Here is a 26,516-nt window from a genome sequence, read left to right on the forward strand (position 1 = left end):
TGGCCTCCGGCCATGTCCGCAAAGCCCTTGATCTGACAGGATGCGGTCGTTCTCTTGCGCTCTCCGGCCTCACCGTTCTCATGATATATAAGATCCGTAGTGGTAAAGCAGGTGCAGGTACTGCAGGCCACGGTACAGGAACCGCAGGAAATACAGCGTTTGTTGTACTCTTCCCACATAGGATGATTTTTTAATTTTGCAAGAACTTCTCTGTTCGGAATCTCCGGAATCTGAAGTTCGATTTCATTCTTCTCAATATAATCCGGCTTAAAGTCCGCCGCCGGCGCTTCCGCAAAGTAAGCATCCAGATCTGCATCCTTGATGTCTACCAGCAGGTTCCCATTTTCACAGCGGACAGCCACGGCGTAATCTTCCGCTTTGTTCGCTCCCATGCTGACACAGAAACAGGTATCCCAGCCCTCGGTACACTCCATCATGACGATCTTCACTCTCTCGTTCATTCTCTCATAGTACAGATCGGTATAACCGCCGTTGCCCAGGTAGATCTTCTCCTGATGATGCATAGCGTTGATGTCACAGGGACGCATAAAGATCAGGATCGGCCGGGTACTGCATTTGCTCTCCCGGTATTCGTCCTCGGTAAAATAAAACAGCGTCTGACTGATCGGCGCCAATACTTCCTTGGCCGGATAATCGGATTTCTCATCAAATACGATCTCCTCCACCGTGTTGACTTTGTCGTACCGGACGATGTCCGTATCGGAATAACGTCCTCTGCCTTCGAATCTCTTTGGCGCATAGATATCATACTTATCCCAGAGTTTGTCGAAGATCTTGTTTGCCTGTTCAAAGCTTACTTTGTAGCCCATTCTTACATCCTCCTAATTTCTTCGGTTTCGCAATCATACGATCGCCTCCGGGTACCGGATCACTAGGCAGTGATCCGAATACCGGTTTCGTATTTCTTATCGTCGATGATGACTCTCACATCGTAGGTTCCGGACAAGCCGGCCTTGTTTATCATAGTTCTGGTATTTCTCTCATCGGAGTCCAGGAAGGTTCCGCAGCACATAGCCAGATGGGGAACTGCTGTGGTGGAGATGAAGTATCTTCTGGTCTCATTTTCCCCTTCCAGCAGAAGCATAACCAACTGGCCCTTTTCAAAACGGGATTTGAAGGTGAAGCGGTCAAATTCCTCATTCACACTGGCATTGCAGGATTCGGGAAGCAGCTCTCCTGTCTCATTTGCCGGTACTTCCGTGTCAAATGTAGGGGTGACGCCCATTTCGCCCAGAATCCGGCCTTTGCCCAGCTCCAGATTAATTCCGTCCGAATACAGCTTTAACTTCTCCGCCCGGTAATAGTTGCCGGGTACCTGTAATTCCAGTTCCTTCTTACCATTGCACATTTCTACGGTGATGGTCCGAAGGTCTCCTCCCTGCTGTTTCGCGAATGCGCCCAATGCCTCGGAAGGCTCCCCGTTCATGTACGCAATTCCACCGGAATGAATCATATAGTGGCCTTCGTTGTAGTATTCCACATTACAAATATAAGGGGAAAAGAATTCCGCACCTCTTTCCTTCCCATACTGCCATACCTGCTCAATTGTTCTTTCTTTTACATTGATTTTATATCTGACCCCTCTGGAATAACTGTCCTTGGCGGCCAGATATTCGTCCTTGTTCTTTGAACCGTAATGATGGTTGTCAAAACACATCACATCGCCGTCCGGAGTGATCACACAGGCATGCTGCTCATACTGCCATTCAAAGTCATCGCCAACCGGCTTGAAGAAATATTTGTCCACCCATTCCTTAGGCCAGCCGGTGGGATCACTGATGATCCAGTTTAGCTCTCCGCTGTCATAATCAATATTCACCATAGAATCCATATGTCTTCCTGAGAAGGTCAGGGAGTTGGTATTTTTGTCATACCATACGGCGTTGTTGTGGAACCAGTCCTCATCGGACCAGCTGCCTGATTTTCCGAGTCCCGGCTGTAAAAACTTCTTATAATCCCAGGTCTTCAGGATCTCACCGGTATTGCGGTCAACCAGCACACACATGTCTTCCACGGTATCACGCTGGAAGTCATCGGTCAGCACCAGAAGGTTGCCGTCTTCCATCTCGAATTCATCGTGGTGATAGCCGCCGGGGAGACGGAATTCTTTGTAAATTTTTCCGCAGGGACTGATTTCATAGAGTCCGGACATGTAGTAAGGCATTTTGATCAGCCGATGGGAACCCATAATCAGATTGCCGTTTTTTAATCTCTTAACGTCAAATACGCAGGCGACGTTCATATGCCAGCGGGCATCCCCGGCATAGTCAAAACCGGATGCCAGATCTTCACCGGCCGGAGACACGAGAATAATGTTGTCCTGAAGATATTCGGGTGTGGTCTCCATGGAAAAAACCGGGTTAACTCCATTATATACATCGGGCGTCTGAATTTCAACCACTGTAGTTTTGCCCTGGTAAGCACTGATTTCCACTTTATTCGTGTAATCCGAGTACAGGCCTACGATTGGCAGCACGTGGGTCTTTGCTCTGGGGAAAGTATGGTAAATATTGGCCTGCGGTGTTTTACCCAGGACTGTGACTTTAATCGCTGTTTCTTCGTCGGTTTTGAACAGAACAACCGCGGAAAGCGGGTTCACAAGGTATGCATTATACTTGACCAGCGGATTGTCCAAGGTATAATGGCCCGCTTCCAGCTCAGCCAGCATTGCCTGCTCGGCTGCATATTGCTGTTCAATAAGGTGTTCTGTAAACTTATAGGTAATCTGTTCAGACATAGGTAATATCCTCCTTAAAATGGTTACACCCGGCTGCTCGCCGCATTTGTTTTATTTATGTTCCTGAATCATCTTGATAATGGCGGGTTTCTGCTGAAGGCCCTGCATTCTGGCAACCTCCGCTCCATCCTTTAACAAAATCAGGGTCGGGTATCCGGTCACTTCGTATTCCGCGGTCAGATCCTTGTTCTGATCAAAATCCACCTTCAGAATTTTCAGATCTTCTCCGAATTCCTTTTCCACATCATTTAATACAAAGGATAACATTTTACAGGGACCGCAGGTGGTGGAGAAGAAATCCGCCAATACAAGCCCATCGTTTACGGTTTCTTTGAATTCTGCACTGCTTACTTCTTTTAACATAATTATTCATCCTTTCCTTATTATTGTCTTGTTCCGTGTTTTCTTGCAGAAGGCAGTACATACCGTCTCCGGCTGTGCTGCCTTATGAAAATCTTATCTGCTTAATCTTTCCACATAATGAGAAGCTTCCTGTGCCGCGATCGCTCCGTCGGAGCAAGCGGTGATCACCTGTCTTAAGTTCTTCGTGATACAGTCTCCTGCGCCGTAGATACCGGGAACGTTCGACTCCATCTTTTCATTTACCGTTACATAACCAAAATCATTCAACAGCCCGGTATCTTTTAAGAACTCCGTCGTAGGCGTCAGGCCTATGTATTCGAATACGCCGTCACAGGCTACCGTATTTTCTTCTCCGGTCTTAGTGGATTTGAAGTAAACTCCCTCCAGTTTACCCTCACCTTTGAATTCCAGAATGTCCTGATACGGATAAATCTTTACATTCTCCATTGCCCGGAGTTTATCACAGGCCATGGGATCAGCGGTCAGATCAAACATAGTAACGATGGTCAGCGATTTTACGATGCCCGCCAGGAAGATGGACTCTTCCACCGCTGAATTTCCTCCCCCGATCACTACCACATCTTTATCCCGATACTGGGCGCCGTCGCAGATCGCACACCAGCTGATGCCGTTTCCGCGGAATTTATCTTCTCCCGGTATGTTCAGGCATCTGGGCCTGGTTCCCGTAGCGATTATCACTGAGCTGGCCGTGTAGACCGTATCATCCTCCACGCAGCAGATCCTCTTTTCATCGCCGTCGTTTTGGATCTCCTTAACCGTCTTATAGTCGAACTCCACCTGGAAATCCTGCGTATGCTGGAACATCTTATAAGCCAGCTCCGCACCGTTGACAGAACCTACACCCGTATAATTCTGGATCTCATTAGTGTTAATAATCTGTCCGCCCGGCGCAAGTTTATCCAGCATTAACACCTTCATGTCCGCTCTGGCCGCATAGATCGCTGCCGTCATCCCCGCCGGACCTGCCCCTACTATTACCACATCATACTGTGCCATTTGAATAACCCCTTTCTTTCACGCTTTGTCCTTCTTTATTGCTTTTACCATATTCTATTATATTATAGTCGGGGGTAATTACTATAACCTGTGTTAAATGTCGAAAAATATTTTTCAAGCGCGGCTATTTCATCACAGCCGCCAGAAAATTAGTGACAGGAATCCCAATAACCAGTACCAGAAACAGTTCCAGCCCCACATAGGTCAGTGTATATTTATATACATCTCCGGATGGAACCCACTCCTTATTCCCGTGCAGTATCGCTGCGAACGGTGATGCCGCAGGGGTGATGGCCGCCGATAACAGTACAAAGAATATCATGATCATGACGATCGGCACCGCATTGGCTCCCGTAGCCATACAGTATGTGAGGATTACCGGCTGCAGGATCATACCGATCACCAGGCTGTTGCAGAGATTCGTCAGCAGCACCGCCACGATCAGGATAACGACCGTAAATACCATGGGACTCATACCGTTAAAGAGCGGGGATAATGTCAGGTTTAAAAACGCCGTAATACCGGTAGACTCATTGGTCATAACACTTCCAATCAGGATGGCGGCTGAACATAGGAAAAAGGTCGACCAGCTGAAATCTTTGGCAAATACGCCGGTGATATTCAAAGCCGGTTTGCCGTCAATCTGGATTGCCGCCAGCGCTGCTGCCACCAGCACCCCCAGTCCCGGTGTATTTTCCGCCAGAAACGCCATTCCGGGAATCGTCTTGGGTAAAACGCTGGGCAGGAGCATCGCTATAATCAGGATAATGAAGCCCCATGATACAACCTTCTGCTGGGCATTCAGCGGCGGAAGCGGATTCTTCTTCAGCATCTCCACATTCAGAGACTTAAGCTTTCCCACATCCGGCCGGAATACAAACTTGGACAGAAGGATCACCGCTATAATCAGCAGGATACCCATGAACAATGTGGTAAACAGATACGCACCGTCATTGATTACAATCGCAGTGCCGGTAGCAGCTTCCGAGATCGTCTTAAAGTTTCCGATCAGAGCCAGTCCGTTGTTCATATACGGAGCCACGGGGAAGCCGATCAGCGTGGCTATCACCACCAGGATCAGCGCGATTTTCGGGTATTTCTCCCCCTTCTTATATCCAACTTCCTCGAAAATATCATACAAAACCGGCCAGAACAGGAAGATAGGTGCGAACGGGGATACGAAAGCCGCCATCAGGAAACAACCGATGCAGATCATCATGGTAAACATCCAGGGTCTGCCATTGGTAATTTTTCGTGTCAGGAAAAAGCGCCCTATGTACATCGTAATTTTGTTGGTAACCAGCGCTCCAGCCAGAAGCATCAGAAACAGCATCTGGATAATCGTGACATTCCCCATGAATTCTACCAGCAGCGCCGACATCGGCTTATAACTGGACAGCCCGATCATGGCTACGGACATCAGGCTGCTCCAGAGCGGGTCTACTGTGGTCCACAGATATAACGTACCAATGAATATTCCGATAATTTCCATCCCGACCGGCGTAACTTCTGGAAGGGAAATTGGCAAAAACCGAAACAGAATCATGATTGCGACACCGATCACAGAATGGATTACCGTCATATTGATCGATTTTTTTGGGGGAACTTGATTAGACATACCGTTAATCTCCTTTATCACACATTTTGGATCGTTAATTTTGTAACAAACAGGAGTAAAAAAAATAGGTTGACGGAAACTTGCCGATTTTCCTTCCCCTGATGATACAATTTTAACAAAAATTTACGATAAAACCTCTAAAGATTAAGTCGATATTAACATATTAATTGCATCAAAAAAATAACATAGGTTATAATTCTGTAGTATTTTTTCGGGATTAAATATGGTAAAATAAAAAAAGCAACGTTCGAACGGTTGAACATCTGGAGGAAATTATGTTTGAGAAAACTAATATTGAAAAACTATATAAATATGGTATGAAAGTCCAGGTAAAAAAAGACACTTATCTGTATAATTCAAACAGCGGTACCAATGAGCACAGCGCTTTTCTTCTGGAAGAAGGACTTTGTGCCCTGCAGAGCCTGACCCGGGATGGGGAAGAGAAGATCTATCTCTATTTTGATTCGAAACGAATCATTGGTTTTGCCCAGATTATGAAGCGTGTGCTGTTTCTGCCCGAAGAAGGCGCCCAGTATAAAACTTTTTCCATCGTGGCGAAAACAGACTGTACGCTGTACCGCATCAACGATACCGATTTTTTCCGTCTTGTAAAAGAAGATCAGGAGTTTAACCTGTTTTTACTGCGTATCCTGACCAAAAACTATCTGGACATTCTGGACCGCTACCACCAGATCCAGGAGGAATCCGCCGCCGTCAGACTTTGCCGCCTGATCCTGGAATTTTCCGTGGACAAACAGGGCAGGAAGACCCTGCCGAAATATTTTAATTATATTGAGCTGTCTAAATATCTGGGTATCCACCCGGTGACGGTTTCCCGCATCATGGGCAAGTTAAAACAGTACGGGTTTATCTCTAAAGACGGTCACAGCGTTGTGCTGGAGGACGAAGAAAAGCTCCGGGAATTTATCGAATCGGGGCAGGATGTGGAGTACTGATTTGGGGCCGGGGATTGATATATGGGGGCGCGGAAGGCCTTCTGGGAATCCAGGTCCGGTCTCCGTAGCGGGGTAATAATCTCATGGTTGAAAAAGCAACCTCAAGAACAGATCCGAGAGCCTCTGAAAACAGGAAAAATGTCGGCGTGTGGGCCGACATTTTACTTTGAGTCTACCTCCTCTATTCGATCATGCTTATTAGCTGCACGTTTGGTTATAGTTCTCCATTCCGCCATGTATTTGCCCCGTATATGTTCCGGCATTTGGGGCGTATAGAGTTGTGTATCCTGAGCCGCTGCCAGTATCTGTTCCTGAGTCCACATGCGCGTGTGGACTGCAGCTATGCAGGCGGCTCCGTAGGCCGATATCTCAGGATGGTGGTTGCAGAGGACCTGCTGGCGGAACAGATCAGACTGGAACTGCATCAGAAAATTGTTTCTGCTGACTCCTCCGTCCGTTTGGATGCGGTTTGTCTGAATGCCAAAGGTTATTTCCGCATCTTCCTTCAGATCCATTACCTGATAGGCGATGCTTTCCAGAACGGCCCTGGCCAGCAGAGCTGGAGGGAGTTGAGGGAATGTGTCGTTTGCTGATTCGGGGGAGAGATATAGACCCTCGTTGTCCAAGAGGGATACCGCCAGTTCTGCGGTCTCTTCCGGGGTTTTTACGATGCCTTCCCGGATCAGCTTCTGGATCCAGGCCCCTGCAAATGGTACGGTCCCTTCCCAGATATACATCCGGCCGTTTTTTGTATCCCAGGCCGTGGCAGTGTGGGGATACTTTTGCGGGCCCAGGTTGTATACGACGGACACACCCGTACCGTAGGTGATCTTCAGGTCCCCCTTGTTCCAGCAGCCTTCCCCGAAGAGTGCAGCGCTGCTGTCACCAATCACACCGCATATAGGGATGCCAGCGGCAGGGCCTTCTTCCACAATTCCGTAATCGGCATCGTTTTTCCATACCGGCGGCAGTATCTGCGGAGGAATGTGATAGCGGTCCAATAGGGCCAGATTCCAATTGCCCTGGTCGGCTTCATACATACCTGAGATATCTGCATTTGTTATATCTGTGGCATGGCATTTTTTGTTGGTCAAGTTATAGATGAGCCAGGTTTCCATGGTTCCGAACAGGACTTCATGATTCCGTGCGCGGGCGTCAAGAAATGGGTCGGCTTCCAGGATGACGGAGAGTCTGTCCGGGATTTCTTCGCCCCTTTGGTCCTGCCATCCGATTACAGGGGTGAGTGGGGTCCCGGTCTTTTTTTCCCAGAGCAGGAACGCTCCTGTCTGCACAGATATTCCCATGGCCGAGATGTTTTCCCTGTAACCAGGGCTTTGGTTCAGCACACCGGTTATGGCCTGATACATTGCGCTGACCAACTGCACTGGATCTTGTTCAACGCGTCCGTCCTTCCAGTATCGGATCTCATTGTCCACGGCTGTCCGGCCCAGGATTTTTCCGTTTTCTCCGAACAGGACCGCTTTTGTCGAGGATGTCCCTTGATCTAATGCCAGTACTATTTTCATAAGGCACTCCAGAATTCTTTTGCGTTTTTTGCGATGGATTCTTCATCAAGTCCGTAGTAAGGGAACAGATCGCAGGTCTCTCCGGCTACCACATGGCCCTCCGGGATTCCCATTATTTTCATGGGAACGGGACAGTTCTGAACCGTATACTCAGCTACCGCGCCGCCGAGGCCGCCGTGGATACTGTGCTCTTCCAGGGTTATGATCGCTTTCGTCTCCAGGGCCGCTGATTGGACGGCTTCTTCGTCCAGCGGCTTTATGGTGTGCATGTCCAGAACACGGACCGATATGCCCCAGGTTTCCAGCTTATTGGCCGCTTTCAGCGCAGGCCATACCAGCTCTCCTGCCGCGATCATGGTCAGATCCCGTCCTTCTCTCAGACAGATCGCTTTTCCCAGCTGGAATTTTTCCCGGTCCTCTTCCCTATAGATGTCTTCCACTTCGTTTCTGCCCATCCTCATGTAGACCGGACCTTCTGACTGTGCGATGGCCTGGGTCATCCATCTGGTTTCTCTGGCATCGGCCGGGACTAATACCGTGATGTTTTCCATGGGGCGTATGGCTGCCAGATCATGGATCGCGTGGTGGGACCCCCCTAATGCTCCGTAGCTTAAGCCGCCGCTAACCCCACAGATTTTGACGTTGGTGTTGGAGTATGCCGCGTCTACTTTGATCTGTTCCAGACTTCTTGCGCTTAAGAACGGAGCAGGTGCGCACACGAAGGGGATCAGTCCGCAGGTGGAAGCCCCCGCAGCTACACCTACTTCATTTTGCTCCGCGATCCCAACCTCAATGAACTGTTCCGGCAGCTCATCTACGAACTTATTTAAAGCAGCCGATCCCCGCGCGTCCGAAGTCAGAGCCACGATCCTGGAATCCTTTTTCGCAAGCTCCAGCAGTGTGTCCGTAAATGCTTTTCTGCAGGTATGTTTCATGCCTCTCCCCCCTTGTCCGGTTGTCCCAGTTCCCTTATCGCCTGTTCGTATTCCGCCTGATTTAATGTTCCATGATGCCATGCTGCATTATTTTCCATAAAGGAGATTCCCTTCCCCTTTACTGTGTCCGCCAGCAGAAGTTTGGGCTTTCCGCTTACTTTCTGAAGCCTGCCGAAGGCTTTTAACACCTGGTCTATGTCGTTTCCATCTACCTGCTCCACCTCGAAGCCGAATGCCTGCCACTTATCCTGCAGAGGTTCCAGCTTCATAACCTGCTCCGTAGGGCCGCTGATCTGAAGCGTGTTCCGGTCCAGGATGGCGTACAGGTTGTCCAACCCGTAGTTGGATGCGAACATCGCGGCTTCCCAGATAGAGCCCTCCGCCTGCTCACCGTCGCCCATCAGGCAGAATACCCGATATTCTTTCTTCCGCATTTTGGCGGCCTTGGCCATTCCGCAGGCCGAACTTAATCCATGGCCCAGCGCCCCTGTGTTCATCTCCACTCCGGGGATCTCCCGGTTGGGATGCCCGATCAGCCGTGTCTGAAACTGGGAAAATGTCTTTAACTCTTCTTTCCTGATATATCCTTTGTCCGCCAGAATATTATAATACCCTTCCACACAGTGTCCTTTGCTTAACACGAACCGGTCTCTGTCCGGGTCTTCCGGCTTAGCGGGATCTGTGTTCATGATCTGATAAAAAAGGGCTGTCAGTATGTCGCAGCAGGATAACGCGCCGCCCACGTGGCCCGCTTCACTTTCATAGATCATAGTGAGAATCCCTCTGCGTATCTCATTTGCCTTTTTTTCTAATTCCTTCACCGTCATCTGTCTTCCCTCCTATTCAAATGTCCTAGCCTTTCACCGCTCCCGCCACCATTCCATTGACGATCCGCTTGTTAAATATGATAAATAAAATCAGCATTGGAATGATAATAATAATCACATCCGCGAACAGCAGGTTATAAGAACTCTGAAACTGGCCGATAAAATTATATAATGTCAATACAATCGTCACATTATCTGTCCCGGGATAGAAATATAACGGAGTTGTAAAATCGTTAAAAATATAAATCGCATTTAAAATAATAACCGTGGCATTGATTGGTTTCAGCAGCGGAAACACAATCCTTGAAAATATTTCAAACCGGTTGCAGCCGTCTATGTAACCGGCCTCCTCAAGCTCCTGGGGAATTGTACTTATATATCCCCGATAGAGCATAATCGTGAAGGGCAGATTAATCACCGCTTCCAGCATAACGATGGAGAAAAAGGATTTATATATGTGCAGATTCTGTAACAGCCAGATCGTCGGCAGCACCGCCGGAGGCAGCATCAGGCCAACCATGAACAGGTTGTTCACAAATTTGACCTTCCTGTCCCTTCTTCTCTGGATCACATAACCGGCCATAGCACCTGTGAATACCAGCAGCGCCACTGAGAAGAAGGTAATCAGCGCGCTGTTCCGGAATGCGGTCAGCACCTGGAAATCCCGCACCTTAATAACCTCCAGAAAATTTTCCCAGTGAAAGGTATCCGGCAGGGACAGGCTCAGTTTGTTAGCCCCCTTCCGATCCTTTAACGCGTTGAATAAGATGAAGAGGAACGGTATGATATAAACGATAAACATCCCGGTACATCCCAGAATATCCCCGATCAGGAGTTTCGTCTTTTTCTTTTTCATCCTAATTCTCCTCCCTCTTAAGCAGCCAGGTCTGCAGCGGATAGGCCAGACACGAGATCAGGATCAGCATGATCACATTGCCTGCCGTGGACAATCCGTAATAGCCCGCCGCGTACTGCTTGTACACGATGGACGACAGCACGTCCGTGGCGAATCCGGGCCCGCCGCCGGTCATGGACCAGATCAGTTCAAAGCTTCGGATACCGTCGATAAATGCCAGTATGATGATGGAGTTTCTGGCGGATATGGTCTGCGGCATGGTTACATACCGCAGCTTCTGCCACCAGTTGGCGCCATCAATTTCAGCCGCTTCATAATAGTTCTGATCGATAGCCTGAATACTGGCGATGAACATCATGGTCGCAATACATAAGCCCTCCCAGATCGCAACCCCGATTACCGAGAACATGGCGATCTTCGTATTGCCCAGCCAGTCGATCCCTGTGATCCCGAACACGGCCAGCACTTTATTGATTACTCCTTTCGACGGATGCATCATCGCCTTGAACATAATACCGATGGCTATCAGGCTTAGCAGGCTCGGAAAAAATAACACCGAACGCAATATATTTTTAGTCCTGATCCTGCTGGTCAGGAATACTGCCAGGAAAAAGGCGGGCACCAGTTTCAAAACACTGGTCAGCACTGCATAAAGAAGTGTGTTCCGGATTCCTACGTTCAACGAATCCTCCTGAAAAAACATCTTAAAGTTGTCCAGTCCGCAGAACTTTGCTCCGTCTATATTCCAGACCGTCATACTGAAGTACAGCGAAGTCACGGTAGGAATCAGAAAAAATATGGTGAACATCAACAGCGCAGGGATCAAAAACCAGAAAGAATATAATTTCTTTTTGTCCATCGTTTCCTCCAGTGTCGCAGCACTGCGACTTAGTTCAGGTATGGATGTAATCCATTTCCTCCAGAGCCGCAGTTACTGCGGCATTTATTCACTCTTGTCTCTCAGGCTCTCTTGCCGGTTACTCTTTCCAGTCCAGATTCAGCTGTACGGCAGCCTTGTAGCAGTCTGCGTCATATTTCTTTGCCGCGGCCTCACCGTCGATCTGGCCGGTCGCCACCTCCACGCAGATGGCCGGAAGGTCACTGCCCACGACCTGAACCTGGGACTGCATATCCACTTCGGTCCTTCCCGCATCAAAATATGCCTGCATATCTTCTTCCACCGCCCGGTAGCCGTCGCCTGCCGATTCATATCCTTTTACCAGGAAGGGTCCGTCTGCCATCTGCACGGAACAATAGGCATCCAACCCTTGTTCGGAAATATAAAATTCCATGAAACGCAGGATATCGTCTTTCTTGTCTGAGTTCTTATTTCCAAAGATGGTGGAAGGAGTCCAGACGGTGATTCCCTGATCGTTAGGATCATCATCGGGAATACCGAACACCCCTATTTTATCCACGGTTTCTTTGTCATACAGAGAATAAATATTGGAAAGAGCCTGAGTCAGCATGATCCAGTGTGCCGCATTTCCTTCTGCCAGGATCTCACATCCGTCGTCATAGATGGTGGCCATATAATCACTGTTGTAGTAATCTTTCAGGTCCTCAAACTTCTGGAAACTCCTCATGGCAGCCGGGGTGTTGGCATATTTGGCAGTGCCGGCTTCAAAGTTTTTGTAGAATTCCGGATCTTTTGCGCTGACATTATAGTAATCCCCCAGGAACAGGACCTGTGCTGTCCAGCTGTCTGCGAAAGTGCCCAGTACCGCTGTGTCCCCGCCATCTTTTATCACTTGGCAGTTTTTCAGGAACTCGTCCCAGGTTTTGGGAACTTCCAGATTGTATTTCTCATACACATCCCGGTTGTACAGGATAGCGCCGCACATGGAAGTGCCGATCGGAATACCGTATACACCGTCATTATAAGTAACCGCTTCGCGGTACGTGTCATCCAGTTTATCCGGAATATCCGTTCCGCTTAAATCCATAAAGTATTTTTCCGGACCGACAGATTTGAATTTGCTGTCGGACCATACACACATATCTGCCATATCTCCGCTGGCCAGTCTGGTTTTCATGATATTATCCCCGTCCGTACCAGCCGTGTAGATGTCCAGCTCCACTGTAATTCCCAGAACTTCCTTAGCTTTGTCGCAGACTGCCTGCAGTCCGTCCAGTGTCTCATCGGAGTCTACGGATAAGGTCAGTGTCACTTCCCCGTTACTCTCCTTCGTCTCATCAGTTTGTGCCGTATCTGCCGCCGGCTGCGATTCCTGCTGCCTGGTTTCTTGTGCGTCACCGGCTCCCTGTAATCCGCTGCTGCATCCATTTAACCCCATGACCATTGTCACTGCCAGTAAAGCCGCCAATACTTTTTTTGCCTTCATAAAATGACCCTCCTGTTTTTGTTTTCTTTGTTATCGTTGTTGCAGCCTATATATCATCCGATGGACTCCGGACCCTACTTCAAAAACTCTGCATTCTTCCTTCTCCTCGCTGCCGCCAGGCTCAGGTTTTGCGCGATTCGCCGGTTTTAAATAGGTACCCAGCTCGTTACAGACTTTTGCTTCCACCAGTTGTTTCACTCTGCCCAGCCGGATCTGCGCTGTCGTATTGTGCGGAATCTGAACTTCCAGTGTCACCTGATCCCCTTTACACTCCCACTTTACTCCTATGTCTCCGTAAGGAGAGGAGCAGGAAGCTTCCACATTTCCCAGTTCTTCACAGATATCCGGGCAGATCAGGACCCGTCGAAAGCCCGGATTCTCCTCACAGATCCGGATACCGGCAGCCGTATCGAACAGCCACTCCCCGACCGCTCCGTATGCGTAGTGGTTAAAGGAATTCATATCTGCGCTCCACATGCTCCCGTCAGGCTTCTTCCCGTCCAGATGTTCCCATATGGTAGTCGCTCCCTGGTCTACCTGATAGAGCCAGGATGGATAATCCGTACGAAGCAGCAGCCTGTAAGCTTCCTTTGTCCGCGCGTTAGTACCGAGAGCCGGACACAGGCATGGCGTGCCCATGAACCCGGTCGTCATATGTCCGCCGTTTTGTTTCAATAACTCTGTCAAGCGGTCTGCCGCACAGGTTTTCCAATGGTCCGGCACCAGGTCAAAGCAGAGGGCGAGTGCGTATGCTGTCTGGGTATCGGCAGTCATCTTCCCATCTGTACCAAAGAACTTCATCTTAAAAACGCTGCTGATTTCCTCGTAGAGCGTTTGATATTTTACCGCGTCATCCCTATGCTCCAGGACATCCGCCGCCCTTGCAAATATCCCTGTGGAATACGCATAGTAAGCAGTACATGTCAGTTCATTTGGCGTGGCCCCGAAATAACTGCCTTCTTCAGCGTCCAGCGCCAGCCAGTCTCCAAACTGAAGCTGATAATTCCATATACCGTGCTCCGCATGGGCTGTCATAAAATCAATCCAGGCCTTCATACTGGGATACTGTCTGTCCAGTATCCGCCGGTCCCCGTAATGCAGATACAGCCTCCAGGGTATGAGCACCGCCGCATCCGCCCAGGCCGCCGCTGAGTGAATCCCCTTACTCAGCAGCCAGTCATCGGACTGATCCCTGCCGCATAAAATATCGGGGATCAGATGCGGTACCCCGCCTTCTGCGTTCTGCTCCAGAGTCAGATCCCTGAGCCACTTTTCGAAGAAATTATATACATTTCCAAGGTAAGCGGACGTTCCGCAGAAAATCTGTGCGTCCCCCGTCCACCCAAGCCTCTCATCCCTCTGCGGACAGTCTGTGGGGATATCCACAAAATTACTTTTCATGCTCCATCTGATATTCCGGACCAGACGGTTCAGCAATGGAATTCCGCACCGGAAGGTTCCGGTATATTCGACCGAGGAGTACATGGCGATAGCCCAAAACTGCTCCGGAACGATCTCCCCCGGCCAGCGCAGTACAGCCATATACCGGAATCCCTGGTAGGTAAACCGCGGTTCATGTTCTTCCATCCCCCCGCCTCTGCAGAAGTAACGGATCGTCTGCTTCGCGCTTCTCAGATTATCAGTATAAATATTGCCCTCCCTGTCCAGCTCTTCAAAACACTGCAGTTCCACCAATTCCCCTGGTTCACCCTGAACTCGGAAAGCGGGAATTCCCGCCATGTTCTGGCCAAAGTCCAGACAGGTGATCCCATTCGGTGTCCTGAATATTTTTTTTACCGGGAAGACCTCCTGTTTCCTGACGAGTGCGGCTTTCTGCGGGTAAAGATTCGAAACCGGATAAGCCACTTCCTGAACCGGGTACCACCCTTCTTCCGATAATCCCGGCCGGTGAAAGCCTGATACTTCCATCCGGGCGTCATAGGTTTCTCCATCGTACAGTTCCGCCATCTGTACGGGAGAAAGGCGTCCCTTCCAGGATGCATCCGTGCACCATATGTCTTCGGCCCCATTTTCATAATGAATATAAAGCTCCATGAAAAATGCGGTCTGTTCTCCGTACAGGCACCGCCCGCTCTCCCCGATCCGCCCTTTATACCAGCCCGGTCCGACTATGGCTGCGGCCGCATTCTTCCCTGGCTTTAGCAGCTTTGTGACATCCCAGGTCTGATAGAGAAGCTGTTTTTCATAAGCGGTCCAGCCCGGTGTCAATTCAGCGTCTCCCACCTTACGGCCGTTCAGGTAGAACTCATAGAGCCCCAGTGCGGTCACCATGACGCAGGCACGGTGCACCTTGTCTTTTAAGGTAAATTCTTTCCTTATATATGTACCCGCGGAGCTATCCGCCTGTGTACCCGATTCAGCCGACACAAACTTAGCTTTCCATGCGTACCCCGCCGGTAAAGCAAAAAGAAAATCCGCCGGTTCGCTCCATTCACTTATTCGTCCATAATTATCCCATATACGGACCCGGACATAATACCGGATCAAAGGCTGATACCCTCTGACCGCGGGGATTACATGAGCGGAATCCCCGGCAGTTTTCTGCCCGCTGTCATATACCATCTCCTGGAAATCCACTGTCCTGGCTATCTGAAGCTGATACGCCTTCTGGAGAGTAGTCGGCCGGTCACTTTCGATCACCCAGCTAAACTGAGGTATCTGTGTCACGGCCATCAGCTTTTTCTCATAATCCATTCGGACTTCTTTTATTCTCAGCAATGGCCTCTCCTTTTAAAAGTTCTCTTTGTCCCAGCCCCAGTATTGTGTTTCCGCATATTTGACATAGATCCGGCTGGCAGGAATCCCCAGAACCCTTTCGATATCCCCGCTTAAGGCCCGGGTCAGATTCCCATATGCCCCGCTGCCCGCACTGCCATAAACCGCTATATCCAGCAGTACACAGGGTTGGTCACTTCCTTGGAAAAACAGCCCGCATTCTCCTTCGAACTGGATCATGAGCCACTGTTCCGTCTTGCCGGGCAGAAGTTCGATCTTCCTCCCGAAATCCGTTTTTAATTCCTGTTTCTGCTTTTCCGAAATTTTCCCGGAAGTCCTGACATGTATGAACGGCATTTTCATCGCTCCTCTTATTTTTGCAACCTATTTATGTAACTTCTTCTTCGGTAAGTTCCTTTTTATTTCAGATACGGTTCCTCTTCGCAGGTCCTTTTAAATACTACCTGTATTTCATATATTTCTGCACGGTTTCGATCTGCTCGCTGAAGGTCTCCCCGAATTTCTTTTCAAAAAATGCTCCGCCTATCGTATAGGTCCGGGGATTGAATTTTTTGATCATATCAAGCCTTTCATAACTGTTGATGCTGCCCACGATACTCAATGGTTTCTTTACTTTATCTACGGTGTCCGCTATCGCTGTCAGCAATTCTTCCACATTTCCGTCATATCGGTAAGCCGCCACATTGATTCCGGTTACTCCGTCTTTTTCCGCCAGGAACAACGCCTCCTCTTTCAATTCATCGATCGTCCCCCGGATACTCTCGGTATAGCGCTCCCCGATAAATGGGAAATAGGTGATATGATGTTCTTTCACCATTTCCAAAATGCTGTCATAATAAACAGTTCCCAAAATGGCGTCAAATCCGCTTTCGATCCCCAGCTTCACCGCCTTCGAACAGTCCTCCTCGGTTTTCGCCACAATCTCCATGAATGTGGTTTTACCGGCATCTTTCATACATCGGACCAGATCCTTCATCTCTTCCGGTGGCAGGCCCACCTCCTTAAATCCCCAATAGCCGCACGGCGCGTCTTTTGCCTCCAAAAAAATTTCTTTCGAATTTTTCACTGTAACGTCATTATGCGTCAGCATAACAACCAGTTCAGGACAACTCATTTCACTATCTCCTTTCGTTTTGAAAGATATTTTTTTCTTTTTCTTTCTATTTTTTCTCATTATAACAAACGTTTTTTCTTTTTTCAACATATTTTTTAACTTTTTTACTATTATTTTGCGTTTTTATGTAAAATAGAAAAATAAAAAAAGTTATCTGTCATCTTCAACTTGCTTTTTAATAAAATTTGGATTATACTATACTGGAAAATAATACATAAGAAAGAGAAAGTGAAACCCAAATATGTTTAAAGCAGAGCGGCTTCAAAAAATACAAGAGCTCATAACCAAACAAAATCATATGGATATTAATACGTTAAGTAAGCTGCTGAATGTCTCCAACGTGACCGTTAGAAACGACCTGAAAGAGCTGGAGGAAAAGGGCATTCTTTACCGCACCCATGGCGGAGCCACACTCAGATCCCAAAGTCCGCTGCAGAGCATCCCTTTGCTGCAGGATCTGAATCCTTCCGCCGAAGCTTTCGCCGCAATCGAACGTATTGCTGAGAAAGCAGCCAACTATGTAGAAGATAAAGAATGGATCTTCCTGGGGAGCGGTACGACTACCTGCGCCATTGCCAAGGCATTGGCCGGCCGCGACGTACAGGTTGTGACCAATAATGTCCTGGCCTCCTATATCCTATCCCAGCAGCCCAGCGCCAACGTGATCCTGTGCGGGGGGAAGGTATATACCGAACGGATCCCGTTTCTCTCCGGTGATCTGACGCTTAATAATCTATCCTCCATGTTTTTTAACAAAGCATTTATAGGAGTCTCCGCTGTCGACTTTAAATGCGGATATTCGGTTTCCAATGATGTGGAATGCAATATCTTCAAATTTTTGCAGGATTACTCCAAAGAAATCATCGTGGTGACAGACTCGTCAAAATTCGAAAAAGCAGCCTTCATGAGTATCGGAAACCTGGATATTGCCAACACCATAATTTCTGATACAGGAATGCCGGAGTGCTACCAGGAATACTACAAAGAAAATAATATTAATATGTTCCTGGTTTAATTTTTTTACTGATTTGAATCTTTATCTGATTGGTTTAACTCTTTTTGCGAAACAAATTTTCCTACAAATATCCCAATAACTCAGGAGATGTTCCTTTCATTTGGAAAGAACATCTCTATTTTCTTACCTTTATCTTTCCTCAATTATCTTTTACTCTTTCCTTTTTCTTCTAGTCTCCAATATTTACTTTCTATTTTTTTCTTTTTTTAATTTTTCACTGGACTTTTATTTCATTTTCGATATAATAAGAGATAATACAACATAGGAGGTATTTCCAATGAAATTTCAAAAAGAACAATTAATTGAACTCAGCCATCCCCTGCTGGCAGATCAGGAATGTTTTCCTTACCATCCTTATCCCACCGGCTATACCTCAGCCAGCCATTGGTACATAGAAACACTCCTCATGATGGACTCCCACATCGGGACCCACATCGAGATTCCCTATCACAGAAACGAACACGGACTGGACTGCAAAGACTGGCCCCTTGAAAAACTGATCGGCGAGGCCACGGTCATCAATGTCCTGGGGAAAAAACCCAACGAGCCTGTCACTTTAGCCGATGTCCAAAAATATGAAGGAATCATCCAGGAAGAGGATATGATTTTCCTCTACACTGGATACGATCAATATTTCCACACTCCAGACTGGCAGCCCTACCCTTATATCGCGGAAGACGCGCTGGCCTGGCTGCTCTCTTTCCATCCCAAGGCACTGGGAACGGACGCCTCCGGGATCGAGCTGCCCGGCATCGATACCCAGGAACTCCCAGGGGAGCCCAACCACGTAAACTGCTTTAAAAACGGAACCGCTATCATCGAATCCCTGACGAATCTGGGGGCCATCGAGAACTGCCGGCCTACGGTCTTTGTACTGATTCCGATGGCTGAAGGGATGGATGCTTTTCCGGCTCGGATTGTGGCTATTAAAGGTGTGTGATGGCGGGTATGACTTAGGGATCGGAGGGCCGGGTTTGCAGGGAAGCCGGCTATTTGGGAGGGGCCGGGAACGGATTCCACAGTCGCCGCTCCCCTCTTCCTTCCAGCATATTTCCCAACTAAATCTTCTCACTGTAAATATTCTTATACCCTTCCCCATAGATCTCGTTGGCGCTGCTTATGATTAAGAAGGCACAGGGGTCGGTCTGTTTGACGATCTCCTCCAGTCTGGGATAGTAGTGCTTTTTCAGGACACAGAGGATTACCTGCTTTTCTGTGTTGGTGTAGGCTCCCTGGCCCTGCAGATAGGTTACGCCTACTTCCAGTTCCTGGAGGACTCTGTCTGCGATATGCCGGGCGCTGTCACTTATGATGTAGACTAGTTTGGCTTCGTCTTTTCCGTATAATACCATGTCGAGAATGATGGAGTTTATCAGAACCGCGATTCCGGCATATAGGGCTTTGTCCAGATCCTGGAATATGATACCGGATAGGGCGACAATGAATGCGTCGGTTATCAGGAATATTTTTCCTGTTTTCATGTAGGGGAAATGGATACGGAGCAGTTTTACTATGATGTCTGTTCCTCCGGTGGTGGCCCCTGCTTTGAATATAATTCCCATTCCGATTGCAACCAGGATGGCGCCGGTTATGGAAGCCAGCAGGGGATTGACAGTTACCGCGCCGATCTGGCTGAATAAGTTGGTACACACGGAGATGGCCGCTACGGCATAGAACGTGGACAAGATGAATTTTATACCGAATTTCCAGATTCCCAGGGCGACTACTGGTATATTAAACAGGAAAAACCAGGTTCCTGTCCTCCATCCTGTGATGTGGCTTAGTATGATGGCTAGTCCCGACATGCCTCCCGGCGCCAGTCCGTTGGGATCCAGGAAAAGGCTGATACCCGCAGAATAGATGAGTGCGGCTGCTGTTATGTATAGATAGCTTTGTATTGATTTGTTTATGTACTTTCTGTGGCCCATGAATCTTTCGCTCCTTTTTCTTTATTTTTCTCTTTTTTATGATTATAGCATTATTTCTTTCTATTTTACAATATATATTTTCTATTATTTTCTTTTTACTTTCTTTTATTTTCGTTTTTAGTTTATGATTTTAAAATGTTCCATAGTTTTGAATGTTCCATAGTTTTGAATGTTCTATAGTTTTGAATGTTCTATAGTATGGTTTTTGTCTTTGTATTTGGTCTGGTACTTAATTGACTCTGATGGTAACCGGTTGGAAACTATGGTACCGGAAGGTGCGTACTTCACATTGGAACTGTATATGTTTATAATAAGTTGTAAGAAGATTATCTGAATATTTTGGACAGATTAGTACAGGAAACTGTTATATGATCTATGACGAACAAAGACTTTATTTGATCCAGGAGCTGTTACCGGAGGAGGCCTGCTTTCAAGATATTGTGGTACCGGAAAATGAACAGCGAAGCTACAAACCAGCTCCCCAGGCCTTTAATAAAATAAAGGTGTCTGCCGCAGAGAAAGGAGTAGAATTATGACACACGAGGAACAAAGAATATGGTTGATTCGATATCTGCTGTCGGAAAATGCGGAATACTCAACTGTGCATATACCTGACAATGTTCAAAGTCAAAAAGACCTGCTGCGCAGTCTGATGAATGTTCGGACACCTGCGCCTGTCAGCCCGGAGTTTATCACTGTTCAGGATGATTATTTAACTGCGGAGAATATAGCAGCGGGTATTACAGATGTGGATGACTTGTTACCGCTGAAAATGGATGACAGGCTTTATCTCTGGCAGGGGGATATGACGAGTCTGCGGATTGACGCCATAGTGAATCCGGCAAACACTGCGCTTTTGGGCTGCTTCTGCCCCCTTCACAGCTGTGCGGATAATATGATACATTCAAAGAGTGGTATAGAATTGCGCTTAGAGTGTGATAAAATGATGAAAGCTCAGGGTCATGACGAACCTGCCGGGCAGGCCAAAATCACACCGGCTTACAATCTGCCCGGCCGGTATATTCTGCACACGGTAGGCCCCATCATTTACGGCAGGGTTACGCGGGAAGACAAAGAGCTGCTGGCCTCCTGTTATCTCTCCTGTCTGAAGCTGGCTGCTGCAAATGGGCTGAAAAGCATCGCCTTCTGCTGTATTTCTACCGGTGAATTCCATTTTCCTAACGAGGAAGCCGCCAAAATCGCTGTCGAAACAGTAATAGATTTTTTAAAGACCAACCATCAGATCCAGCAGGTTGTTTTCAATGTGTATAAGGATATCGATCTGCAGATCTACCGGAGGCTGTTGGGAGAAGATCGATGCTGACCAGGAAAACCACCGCAGGACAAAAAGCCTTCAGAAGAATATGTTCTGTCCTTAGCGCACCAGTAAGCAATTGACGAAAACATTGAGAAAACAGCGTATTTCAGAACATTTGCAACTCTTGACAACAAACTAGAAGGAAAGGCGGGGTGCGTGATGTTTGGGTTTCACAGCCTTGGAAGAACCAATACATTAAACGGTGTGGAGAAATTACGCAGTGCTTTGGAACAGGCAGAAACCGTTATCATCGGTGCAGGAGCCGGACTTTCCACATCAGCCGGTTTTGTTTATACCGGAGAACGCTTTCAAGAAAACTTCGATGACTTTGCAAAAAAATATCACTTTAACGATATGTATTCGGGCGGCTTTTATCCTTACGATACTTTGGAGGAATACTGGGCATATTGGAGCCGCTATATTTGGCTTAATAGATACACGGCAGCACGAAAGCCTGTGTATAATGAACTGTTTAATCTGATAAAGGACAAAGATTATTTTGTTTTGACTACCAATGTTGACCATCAGTTTCAGAAAGCAGGTTTTGATAAAATGCGGCTGTTTTACACACAGGGCGATTATGGCCTATGGCAGTGCAGTGAGCCGTGCCACCAGAATACATATGACAATGAGGAGCTTGTTCGCCAGATGGTAGCCCGACAGAAGGATATGCGTGTGCCGAGTGAGCTGGTGCCGCACTGCCCGGTCTGCGGAAAGCCAATGAGCATGAATCTGCGGGCAGACAATACCTTTGTCGAGGACGAAGGCTGGCATATGGCGGCCGAACGATATGCTGAATTTCTGCGGCGGCACGAAAATACAAAGGTGCTGTTTCTGGAATTAGGTACAGGAATGAACACGCCTTCGATCGTAAAATTTTCTTTCTGGCGCATGGTATATCAGTGGTCGTTTACCACCTATGCCTGCATCAACATGGGCGAAGCCTATGCGCCAAAGGAAATAGAAGCAAAGTCAATCTGCATCAATGAGGACATCGGAAGTGTCTTAAATCAAATGAATACTCCCCTTTCAGGCGGTTTCTGAAAGGGGAGTATTATAAAATTAGGAAAAAGGATGTAATCAATGATCCGATAAAGTCTATTCATTTGGGTTTATCTTTTATATCAATAATTTAATCATTGATATGGTTATAGTTCGCTGTACCCATAACTGTTCACGATGGCATCCATCGGCAGGCCTGCCTTGCACATCTCGCATTCATCCGGCTCGGACAGCTTAAAGTCCGGCAGATCTGATACATTGAATACTGAATTTACCGGATATCCCTCTATATTATCAATCACGCTGAATATAACGGAAATCCCCTCCACGATGCCGCCGTAGGATGTAATACACCGGATACTCTTATAAATCGTCCGGCCCGACATGGCGGTAGCCAGTACGACCAGCACATGCTTGTTCCGGATCATCCTTCGTATATTATCTCTCACAACCATCTGGCCGCTGGAATCAAATTCAGGGCTTACCACATAAAAGGATTTGTGTTCGTTCTGGGAGCTTACCCCCAGCTTACTCAGCTCCTGCGCGACATAAGCCCCTATTACTTCACAGCCATCCATGCAGATAATGGTGTCGATCGGAGTCTTAGACGCAAACGACCTGGCCATCTCCGAGAAAAAAGCACAGTCGCTTCCTCCCATATTGGTCTGAGTCAAATTCACGCGGCTGACATATCGCTGAGACATGGTCTTGGCCACCATCTCAGACTCTTTCTGACGCATTTTCAGATTGGACATATCTATATAATAGTTGACATGAAAGCGGTCGGATGAAAAATGACCGGGAGTTACGGTAAGGTGAAGCTCCGGGTTCTCCTTCGATGGAATCTTGATCCTTTCCTGCATAATTACCTCCTCCTGACACTCAAAATACTTATTTATATAAATAGTATCATTTTTCCCCGGCTGCTGTAAATAACTTAGGCTATGTTCTTACCCGCCATTTCCGATTTTTATGGTGTTGGATTCTGTTATATGTCCTGCGAAAAGAGTCCGTGAATGCTCAGTCACCAATAGGTACTGAAAATACGTATTCATCCAGGATCTCTCTTGGGGAGTCCGGATTTTCCCGGAAACGGATCGGTACGATCTCGAGGGATGTGAGCTGCTCTGCTCCGTCGGATATATCATAGCAGATATCTACTCTCCAGTCCTTGTTTTCGGCCTGCTCTACATTGACCAGTGTGGAGTTACCGCCCTCTCCATTTTTAAATTCGTATTCGTTTCCATGGTCGTCCCGGAAGAAGAATTCCGTGCCGGAAGCAAAATCTCTTGCTTTTTGTTCCGCTCCTTCACCGGAGAACTGATAGGAAAAATCGATTTTCATGGAAAGGGGAGTGATGACGCAGCTGTTCAAAGAAGCACTGCAGTCTTTTAACTGTATCAGCTGACCCTGCTGCCGTTTTGCGGGCTGGTCAGAAGCCACCCGGAAGATTAGGTCCTGGTTCTGGTACCTTACCATCCCCTCCGGATTCCGGGTATCTGAGGCTGTATCTGAGTCTGTATCCGATGCCGATTTACCATATACAGATACCGGGATCCGTACCTCGAAATCATCTGGAAGCTCCTGCCCGGACAAGTCTACCCGGAATGTATATTCACCGTTTTCTTCCACCGTATCCACCGGTCCGCATTCTTTTCCGTCCGCGAACAGGCGGTCCGCGTTCAGATCATATTTTCTTCCGTTTTCGGTGACGTTGGCATAGACATATAGTTTCATTCCGTCGTATATGGTTTCCCTGATCTGCAATAGGGGAGACTGGTCATCCAAAGGCAGCCAATTTTCAGCCCCCTCCACTGCCGCTCCTGAAGCCGTCGGGTTCTCATTTTTTTCTGTTTGCTGGGTAATGTCCGTTTGAAGCAGCTCTTCCGCTTTTTCCCTGCGTTCCTCCCGTTCCATATCGAACCGTTCCAGCAAAAGATGTCTCGCCGCCGCCAACGCGGTGGTTCCCAGAATCAAAGTGGCCGCTAACACCAGCAGAGCCTTTCTGCCGATCTGTTTTTTCCTACGGCGGTTCTTGCCCCGTACCTGCCGGTCTATTTCCTGTACCACTGTCCTGTGAAAACATTCCGGGACTTCCGGGAATGTCTGATCCCATAATTGTTCTTTTCCTTCTGAGTTGTATTTACTGCGACCCACTTCAGGTATGGGGGAACCGTTTCCTTGTCTCATATTTGTACCTCCTGTTCTTCCAACAACTGTTTTAACTTTTCCCGTCCACGGGAGAGACGGCTTTTCACCGTTCCTTCCGAAATCTTCTGTATCAATGCGGTCTCTTTCACAGAAAATCCTTCGATATAGTATAGGACCACGGTTATGCGCAGATCGGGATTGAGCTGTCCTAACGCCAGATACAGATCACTGTATTCTTTCGTCTCGGCCGGACTGTCCGCCTCCTGCTCCATCGGCAGGTACCGTTTCCGGTCTTTGAGCAGATGATAGCATTCATTGATCAGAATCCGCGTAAACCATGTCTTTGCATAACAGTCCTGCTTAAGCCCCGCTAACTTGGAAAAAGCGATCGCTATTGCTTCCTGTACCGCATCCGCACAGTCTTCATCATTTTTCAGGATGGATTTGGAAATGTGGTAAAAGCTTCTCTCATTATCCATAATCACATTTGCAAAAGCTTCTTTTGTCATACTGCGAAGTTCCTTTCTTTCATCGGCCGTTGAAATCTTATTTACACTAATTAGAGGAAGAGGAAGGTGATTTGGTTCCATGCCGCGAAAATAATATAGCCGCCGGAAGCAAGAAAAAACTGCCCGGCAGTTTTTAACAGCTGCCGGACAGATTCCCAGACCCAGACGGATATTCCATCCTATCCGCATAATCTTATGTTTTCTCATTATCATCTTATGTTTTCACATCTTATATTTTTTCATACATGCATTCCAGCTTAACAGGAAACAGCCGGAACTTTTTACAGATATTTCTTCAGCAGGTCTGTTTTATCCAGTTTCTCCCACGGCAGATCCAGATCATTTCTTCCAAAATGTCCGTAGGCAGCTGTCTGCTTGTAAATCGGACGTCTCAGATCCAGCATCTTGATAATCCCGGCGGGACGAAGGTCAAAGTTCTCACGGATGATATCCACCAGCTTCTCATCGGATAATTTTCCTGTTCCGAAGGTATCCACCATAATGGATGTGGGCTGTGCCACCCCGATGGCGTAAGACAGCTGAATCTCGCACTTCCTCGCCAGACCTGCGGCCACGATATTCTTAGCCACATAGCGGGCTGCGTAAGCCGCGGAACGGTCAACCTTCGTGCAGTCTTTTCCGGAGAATGCGCCGCCGCCGTGACGGGCATATCCGCCGTAGGTGTCTACTATAATTTTCCGTCCGGTCAGTCCGCTGTCCCCGTGAGGCCCGCCGATCACAAAGCGTCCGGTGGGATTGATATAGAACTTCGTATTCTCATCCACCATCTCCTGGGGCAGAATCACGTCAAAGACGTATTTTTTAATATCCTCGTGTATCTGTTCCTGGGATACCTTCTCATCATGCTGGGTGGACAGAACCACAGCATCCAGACGAATCGGTTTTCCAGCCTCGTCATATTCCACCGTAACCTGAGTCTTACCATCGGGTCTTAGGTACGTAAGGGTTCCGTCTTTTCTGACCTTCGTCAGCTGAAGCGCCAGTTTATGAGCCAGAGCGATGGGATAAGGCATCAGTTCCTCCGTCTCATCGGTAGCATATCCGAACATCATCCCCTGATCCCCGGCACCGATGGCTTCGATCTGCGCGTCGCTCATCTTATGTTCCTTGGCTTCCAATGCCTTGTCCACGCCCAGGGCAATATCGCTGGACTGTTCATCCAGAGCGACCACAACCGCACAGTTGTCCGCGTCAAATCCATATTTCCCACGGGTATATCCGATCTCCCGTACCGTATCTCTCACGATTTTCTGAATATCCACATAAGCCTCAGTCGTGATTTCACCCATCACCAGTACAAGCCCTGTCGTCGTGGCTGTCTCGCAGGCCACACGGCTCATGGGGTCTTTTGCCATCAGCGCATCCAGGATCGCATCAGAGATCTGGTCGCAGATCTTGTCTGGATGCCCTTCCGTCACAGATTCGGACGTAAATAGTCTTTTTTCCATCTTGTTTCCTCCTTTGGATGGTCCGGCCTCAGCCGGTTTACAAATATAATTT

General features: G+C 47.9%; 25 protein-coding genes. 6 read left to right on the forward strand and 19 right to left on the reverse strand.

Annotation, left to right across the window (positions count from 1 at the left end; all coding sequences use genetic code 11):
- The 5 genes from asrA to ABC831_RS17390 all read right to left on the reverse strand — a co-directional run.
- A partial coding sequence (gene asrA / locus ABC831_RS17370; protein WP_343249355.1) for an anaerobic sulfite reductase subunit AsrA occupies positions 1–830 on the reverse strand: 830 nt, incomplete at its 3' end.
- 62 nt (positions 831–892) lie between these two features.
- On the reverse strand, positions 893–2,758 hold the full coding sequence (locus ABC831_RS17375; protein ID WP_343249356.1) for an aryl-sulfate sulfotransferase: 1,866 nt from the start codon (positions 2,756–2,758) through the stop codon (positions 893–895).
- A gap of 51 nt (positions 2,759–2,809) precedes the next feature.
- Positions 2,810–3,121, reverse strand: coding sequence for a thioredoxin domain-containing protein (locus ABC831_RS17380; protein WP_343249357.1), 312 nt, complete (start codon positions 3,119–3,121; stop codon positions 2,810–2,812).
- Positions 3,122–3,214: 93 nt separating this feature from the next.
- On the reverse strand, positions 3,215–4,138 hold the full coding sequence (locus tag ABC831_RS17385; protein WP_343249358.1) for an NAD(P)/FAD-dependent oxidoreductase: 924 nt from the start codon (positions 4,136–4,138) through the stop codon (positions 3,215–3,217).
- A gap of 124 nt (positions 4,139–4,262) precedes the next feature.
- Entirely contained in the window at positions 4,263–5,756 is a 1,494-nt protein-coding gene (locus tag ABC831_RS17390) for an SLC13 family permease (protein ID WP_343249359.1), read from the reverse strand.
- 275 nt (positions 5,757–6,031) lie between these two features.
- On the opposite strand from ABC831_RS17390, the gene ABC831_RS17395 reads away from it, so the two are divergent.
- Complete coding sequence (locus ABC831_RS17395; protein WP_343249360.1) at positions 6,032–6,712, forward strand: Crp/Fnr family transcriptional regulator; 681 nt, start codon at positions 6,032–6,034, stop codon at positions 6,710–6,712.
- A 161-nt stretch (positions 6,713–6,873) separates the two neighbouring features.
- On the opposite strand, the gene ABC831_RS17400 is transcribed toward ABC831_RS17395, so the two are convergent.
- The 9 genes from ABC831_RS17400 to ABC831_RS17440 form a co-directional block, all read right to left on the reverse strand.
- On the reverse strand, positions 6,874–8,238 hold the full coding sequence (locus tag ABC831_RS17400; protein ID WP_343249361.1) for an FGGY family carbohydrate kinase: 1,365 nt from the start codon (positions 8,236–8,238) through the stop codon (positions 6,874–6,876).
- Positions 8,235–9,173, reverse strand: a complete 939-nt coding sequence (locus tag ABC831_RS17405; protein WP_343249362.1) for a transketolase family protein — start codon at positions 9,171–9,173, stop codon at positions 8,235–8,237. The genes ABC831_RS17400 and ABC831_RS17405 overlap by 4 nt, the downstream gene beginning before the upstream one ends.
- Positions 9,170–10,000: a transketolase gene (locus ABC831_RS17410; RefSeq protein ID WP_343249363.1), complete on the reverse strand. Its 831-nt coding sequence runs from the start codon at positions 9,998–10,000 to the stop codon at positions 9,170–9,172. The genes ABC831_RS17405 and ABC831_RS17410 overlap by 4 nt, the downstream gene beginning before the upstream one ends.
- A gap of 25 nt (positions 10,001–10,025) precedes the next feature.
- The gene (locus ABC831_RS17415; protein WP_343249364.1) at positions 10,026–10,856 is read right to left on the reverse strand and encodes a carbohydrate ABC transporter permease; all 831 of its coding nucleotides are present in this window, start codon (positions 10,854–10,856) and stop codon (positions 10,026–10,028) included.
- Between the two features lies 1 nt (position 10,857).
- Entirely contained in the window at positions 10,858–11,715 is an 858-nt protein-coding gene (locus tag ABC831_RS17420) for a carbohydrate ABC transporter permease (protein WP_343249365.1), read from the reverse strand.
- Positions 11,716–11,833: 118 nt separating this feature from the next.
- Positions 11,834–13,201, reverse strand: coding sequence for an ABC transporter substrate-binding protein (locus ABC831_RS17425; RefSeq protein ID WP_343249366.1), 1,368 nt, complete (start codon positions 13,199–13,201; stop codon positions 11,834–11,836).
- 30 nt (positions 13,202–13,231) lie between these two features.
- Positions 13,232–15,940 (reverse strand): family 78 glycoside hydrolase catalytic domain, encoded by a 2,709-nt coding sequence (locus tag ABC831_RS17430; protein WP_343249367.1) that lies wholly within the window; start codon positions 15,938–15,940, stop codon positions 13,232–13,234.
- Positions 15,941–15,952: 12 nt separating this feature from the next.
- Positions 15,953–16,294 (reverse strand): phenylpyruvate tautomerase MIF-related protein, encoded by a 342-nt coding sequence (locus ABC831_RS17435; RefSeq protein ID WP_343249368.1) that lies wholly within the window; start codon positions 16,292–16,294, stop codon positions 15,953–15,955.
- Positions 16,295–16,397: 103 nt separating this feature from the next.
- On the reverse strand, positions 16,398–17,072 hold the full coding sequence (locus ABC831_RS17440; protein ID WP_343249369.1) for a hypothetical protein: 675 nt from the start codon (positions 17,070–17,072) through the stop codon (positions 16,398–16,400).
- 241 nt (positions 17,073–17,313) lie between these two features.
- Here ABC831_RS17440 and ABC831_RS17445 point away from each other — a divergent pair, with 241 nt between their 5' ends.
- On the forward strand, positions 17,314–18,087 hold the full coding sequence (locus ABC831_RS17445) for a DeoR/GlpR family DNA-binding transcription regulator (protein ID WP_343249370.1): 774 nt from the start codon (positions 17,314–17,316) through the stop codon (positions 18,085–18,087).
- 277 nt (positions 18,088–18,364) lie between these two features.
- Positions 18,365–19,027, forward strand: a complete 663-nt coding sequence (locus ABC831_RS17450; protein WP_343249371.1) for a cyclase family protein — start codon at positions 18,365–18,367, stop codon at positions 19,025–19,027.
- A 118-nt stretch (positions 19,028–19,145) separates the two neighbouring features.
- Here the strand turns inward: ABC831_RS17450 and ABC831_RS17455 are convergent, their stop codons facing one another.
- Entirely contained in the window at positions 19,146–20,015 is an 870-nt protein-coding gene (locus ABC831_RS17455) for a YitT family protein (protein WP_343249372.1), read from the reverse strand.
- Positions 20,016–20,383: 368 nt separating this feature from the next.
- On the opposite strand from ABC831_RS17455, the gene ABC831_RS17460 reads away from it, so the two are divergent.
- The 3 genes from ABC831_RS17460 (at position 20,384) to ABC831_RS17470 (ending at position 22,377) form a co-directional block, all read left to right on the forward strand.
- On the forward strand, positions 20,384–20,551 hold the full coding sequence (locus tag ABC831_RS17460; protein WP_343249373.1) for a hypothetical protein: 168 nt from the start codon (positions 20,384–20,386) through the stop codon (positions 20,549–20,551).
- Positions 20,548–21,339 carry a protein-ADP-ribose hydrolase gene (locus tag ABC831_RS17465; protein WP_343249374.1) on the forward strand — a complete coding sequence of 264 codons (792 nt, stop codon included), beginning with the start codon at positions 20,548–20,550 and terminating at the stop codon, positions 21,337–21,339. The genes ABC831_RS17460 and ABC831_RS17465 overlap by 4 nt, the downstream gene beginning before the upstream one ends.
- A gap of 153 nt (positions 21,340–21,492) precedes the next feature.
- Positions 21,493–22,377 (forward strand): SIR2 family NAD-dependent protein deacylase, encoded by an 885-nt coding sequence (locus ABC831_RS17470; RefSeq protein WP_343249375.1) that lies wholly within the window; start codon positions 21,493–21,495, stop codon positions 22,375–22,377.
- A gap of 104 nt (positions 22,378–22,481) precedes the next feature.
- Here ABC831_RS17470 and ABC831_RS17475 read toward each other — a convergent pair whose 3' ends face one another.
- From ABC831_RS17475 to metK, 4 genes are all read right to left on the reverse strand, one after another.
- Entirely contained in the window at positions 22,482–23,198 is a 717-nt protein-coding gene (locus ABC831_RS17475; RefSeq protein ID WP_343249376.1) for a type I phosphoribosyltransferase, read from the reverse strand.
- Between the two features lie 157 nt (positions 23,199–23,355).
- Positions 23,356–24,525 carry a hypothetical protein gene (locus ABC831_RS17480; RefSeq protein ID WP_343249377.1) on the reverse strand — a complete coding sequence of 390 codons (1,170 nt, stop codon included), beginning with the start codon at positions 24,523–24,525 and terminating at the stop codon, positions 23,356–23,358.
- Positions 24,522–24,995 carry an RNA polymerase sigma factor gene (locus tag ABC831_RS17485; protein ID WP_343249378.1) on the reverse strand — a complete coding sequence of 158 codons (474 nt, stop codon included), beginning with the start codon at positions 24,993–24,995 and terminating at the stop codon, positions 24,522–24,524. Before ABC831_RS17485 ends, ABC831_RS17480 begins: the two co-directional genes overlap by 4 nt.
- Positions 24,996–25,276: 281 nt before the next feature.
- Positions 25,277–26,464 carry a methionine adenosyltransferase gene (gene metK, locus ABC831_RS17490; protein ID WP_343249379.1) on the reverse strand — a complete coding sequence of 396 codons (1,188 nt, stop codon included), beginning with the start codon at positions 26,462–26,464 and terminating at the stop codon, positions 25,277–25,279.
- Positions 26,465–26,516 lie beyond the last annotated feature (52 nt).

Origin of the sequence: Diplocloster hominis, assembly GCF_032380655.1 — a bacterium.
Classification (GTDB): Bacteria; Bacillota; Clostridia; order Lachnospirales; family Lachnospiraceae; genus Diplocloster; species Diplocloster hominis.

Coding starts and splice junctions, on each gene's coding strand:
- ABC831_RS17375 (WP_343249356.1), bottom strand. CDS start 2,758: ATGTCTGAACAGATTACCTATAAGTTTACAGAACACCTTATTGAACAG.
- ABC831_RS17380 (WP_343249357.1), bottom strand. CDS start 3,121: ATGTTAAAAGAAGTAAGCAGTGCAGAATTCAAAGAAACCGTAAACGAT.
- ABC831_RS17385 (WP_343249358.1), bottom strand. CDS start 4,138: ATGGCACAGTATGATGTGGTAATAGTAGGGGCAGGTCCGGCGGGGATG.
- ABC831_RS17390 (WP_343249359.1), bottom strand. CDS start 5,756: ATGTCTAATCAAGTTCCCCCAAAAAAATCGATCAATATGACGGTAATC.
- ABC831_RS17395 (WP_343249360.1), top strand. CDS start 6,032: ATGTTTGAGAAAACTAATATTGAAAAACTATATAAATATGGTATGAAA.
- ABC831_RS17400 (WP_343249361.1), bottom strand. CDS start 8,238: ATGAAAATAGTACTGGCATTAGATCAAGGGACATCCTCGACAAAAGCG.
- ABC831_RS17405 (WP_343249362.1), bottom strand. CDS start 9,173: ATGAAACATACCTGCAGAAAAGCATTTACGGACACACTGCTGGAGCTT.
- ABC831_RS17410 (WP_343249363.1), bottom strand. CDS start 10,000: ATGACGGTGAAGGAATTAGAAAAAAAGGCAAATGAGATACGCAGAGGG.
- ABC831_RS17415 (WP_343249364.1), bottom strand. CDS start 10,856: ATGAAAAAGAAAAAGACGAAACTCCTGATCGGGGATATTCTGGGATGT.
- ABC831_RS17420 (WP_343249365.1), bottom strand. CDS start 11,715: ATGGACAAAAAGAAATTATATTCTTTCTGGTTTTTGATCCCTGCGCTG.
- ABC831_RS17425 (WP_343249366.1), bottom strand. CDS start 13,201: ATGAAGGCAAAAAAAGTATTGGCGGCTTTACTGGCAGTGACAATGGTC.
- ABC831_RS17435 (WP_343249368.1), bottom strand. CDS start 16,294: ATGCCGTTCATACATGTCAGGACTTCCGGGAAAATTTCGGAAAAGCAG.
- ABC831_RS17440 (WP_343249369.1), bottom strand. CDS start 17,072: ATGAGTTGTCCTGAACTGGTTGTTATGCTGACGCATAATGACGTTACA.
- ABC831_RS17445 (WP_343249370.1), top strand. CDS start 17,314: ATGTTTAAAGCAGAGCGGCTTCAAAAAATACAAGAGCTCATAACCAAA.
- ABC831_RS17450 (WP_343249371.1), top strand. CDS start 18,365: ATGAAATTTCAAAAAGAACAATTAATTGAACTCAGCCATCCCCTGCTG.
- ABC831_RS17455 (WP_343249372.1), bottom strand. CDS start 20,015: ATGGGCCACAGAAAGTACATAAACAAATCAATACAAAGCTATCTATAC.
- ABC831_RS17460 (WP_343249373.1), top strand. CDS start 20,384: ATGATCTATGACGAACAAAGACTTTATTTGATCCAGGAGCTGTTACCG.
- ABC831_RS17465 (WP_343249374.1), top strand. CDS start 20,548: ATGACACACGAGGAACAAAGAATATGGTTGATTCGATATCTGCTGTCG.
- ABC831_RS17470 (WP_343249375.1), top strand. CDS start 21,493: ATGTTTGGGTTTCACAGCCTTGGAAGAACCAATACATTAAACGGTGTG.
- ABC831_RS17475 (WP_343249376.1), bottom strand. CDS start 23,198: ATGCAGGAAAGGATCAAGATTCCATCGAAGGAGAACCCGGAGCTTCAC.
- ABC831_RS17480 (WP_343249377.1), bottom strand. CDS start 24,525: ATGAGACAAGGAAACGGTTCCCCCATACCTGAAGTGGGTCGCAGTAAA.
- ABC831_RS17485 (WP_343249378.1), bottom strand. CDS start 24,995: ATGACAAAAGAAGCTTTTGCAAATGTGATTATGGATAATGAGAGAAGC.
- metK (WP_343249379.1), bottom strand. CDS start 26,464: ATGGAAAAAAGACTATTTACGTCCGAATCTGTGACGGAAGGGCATCCA.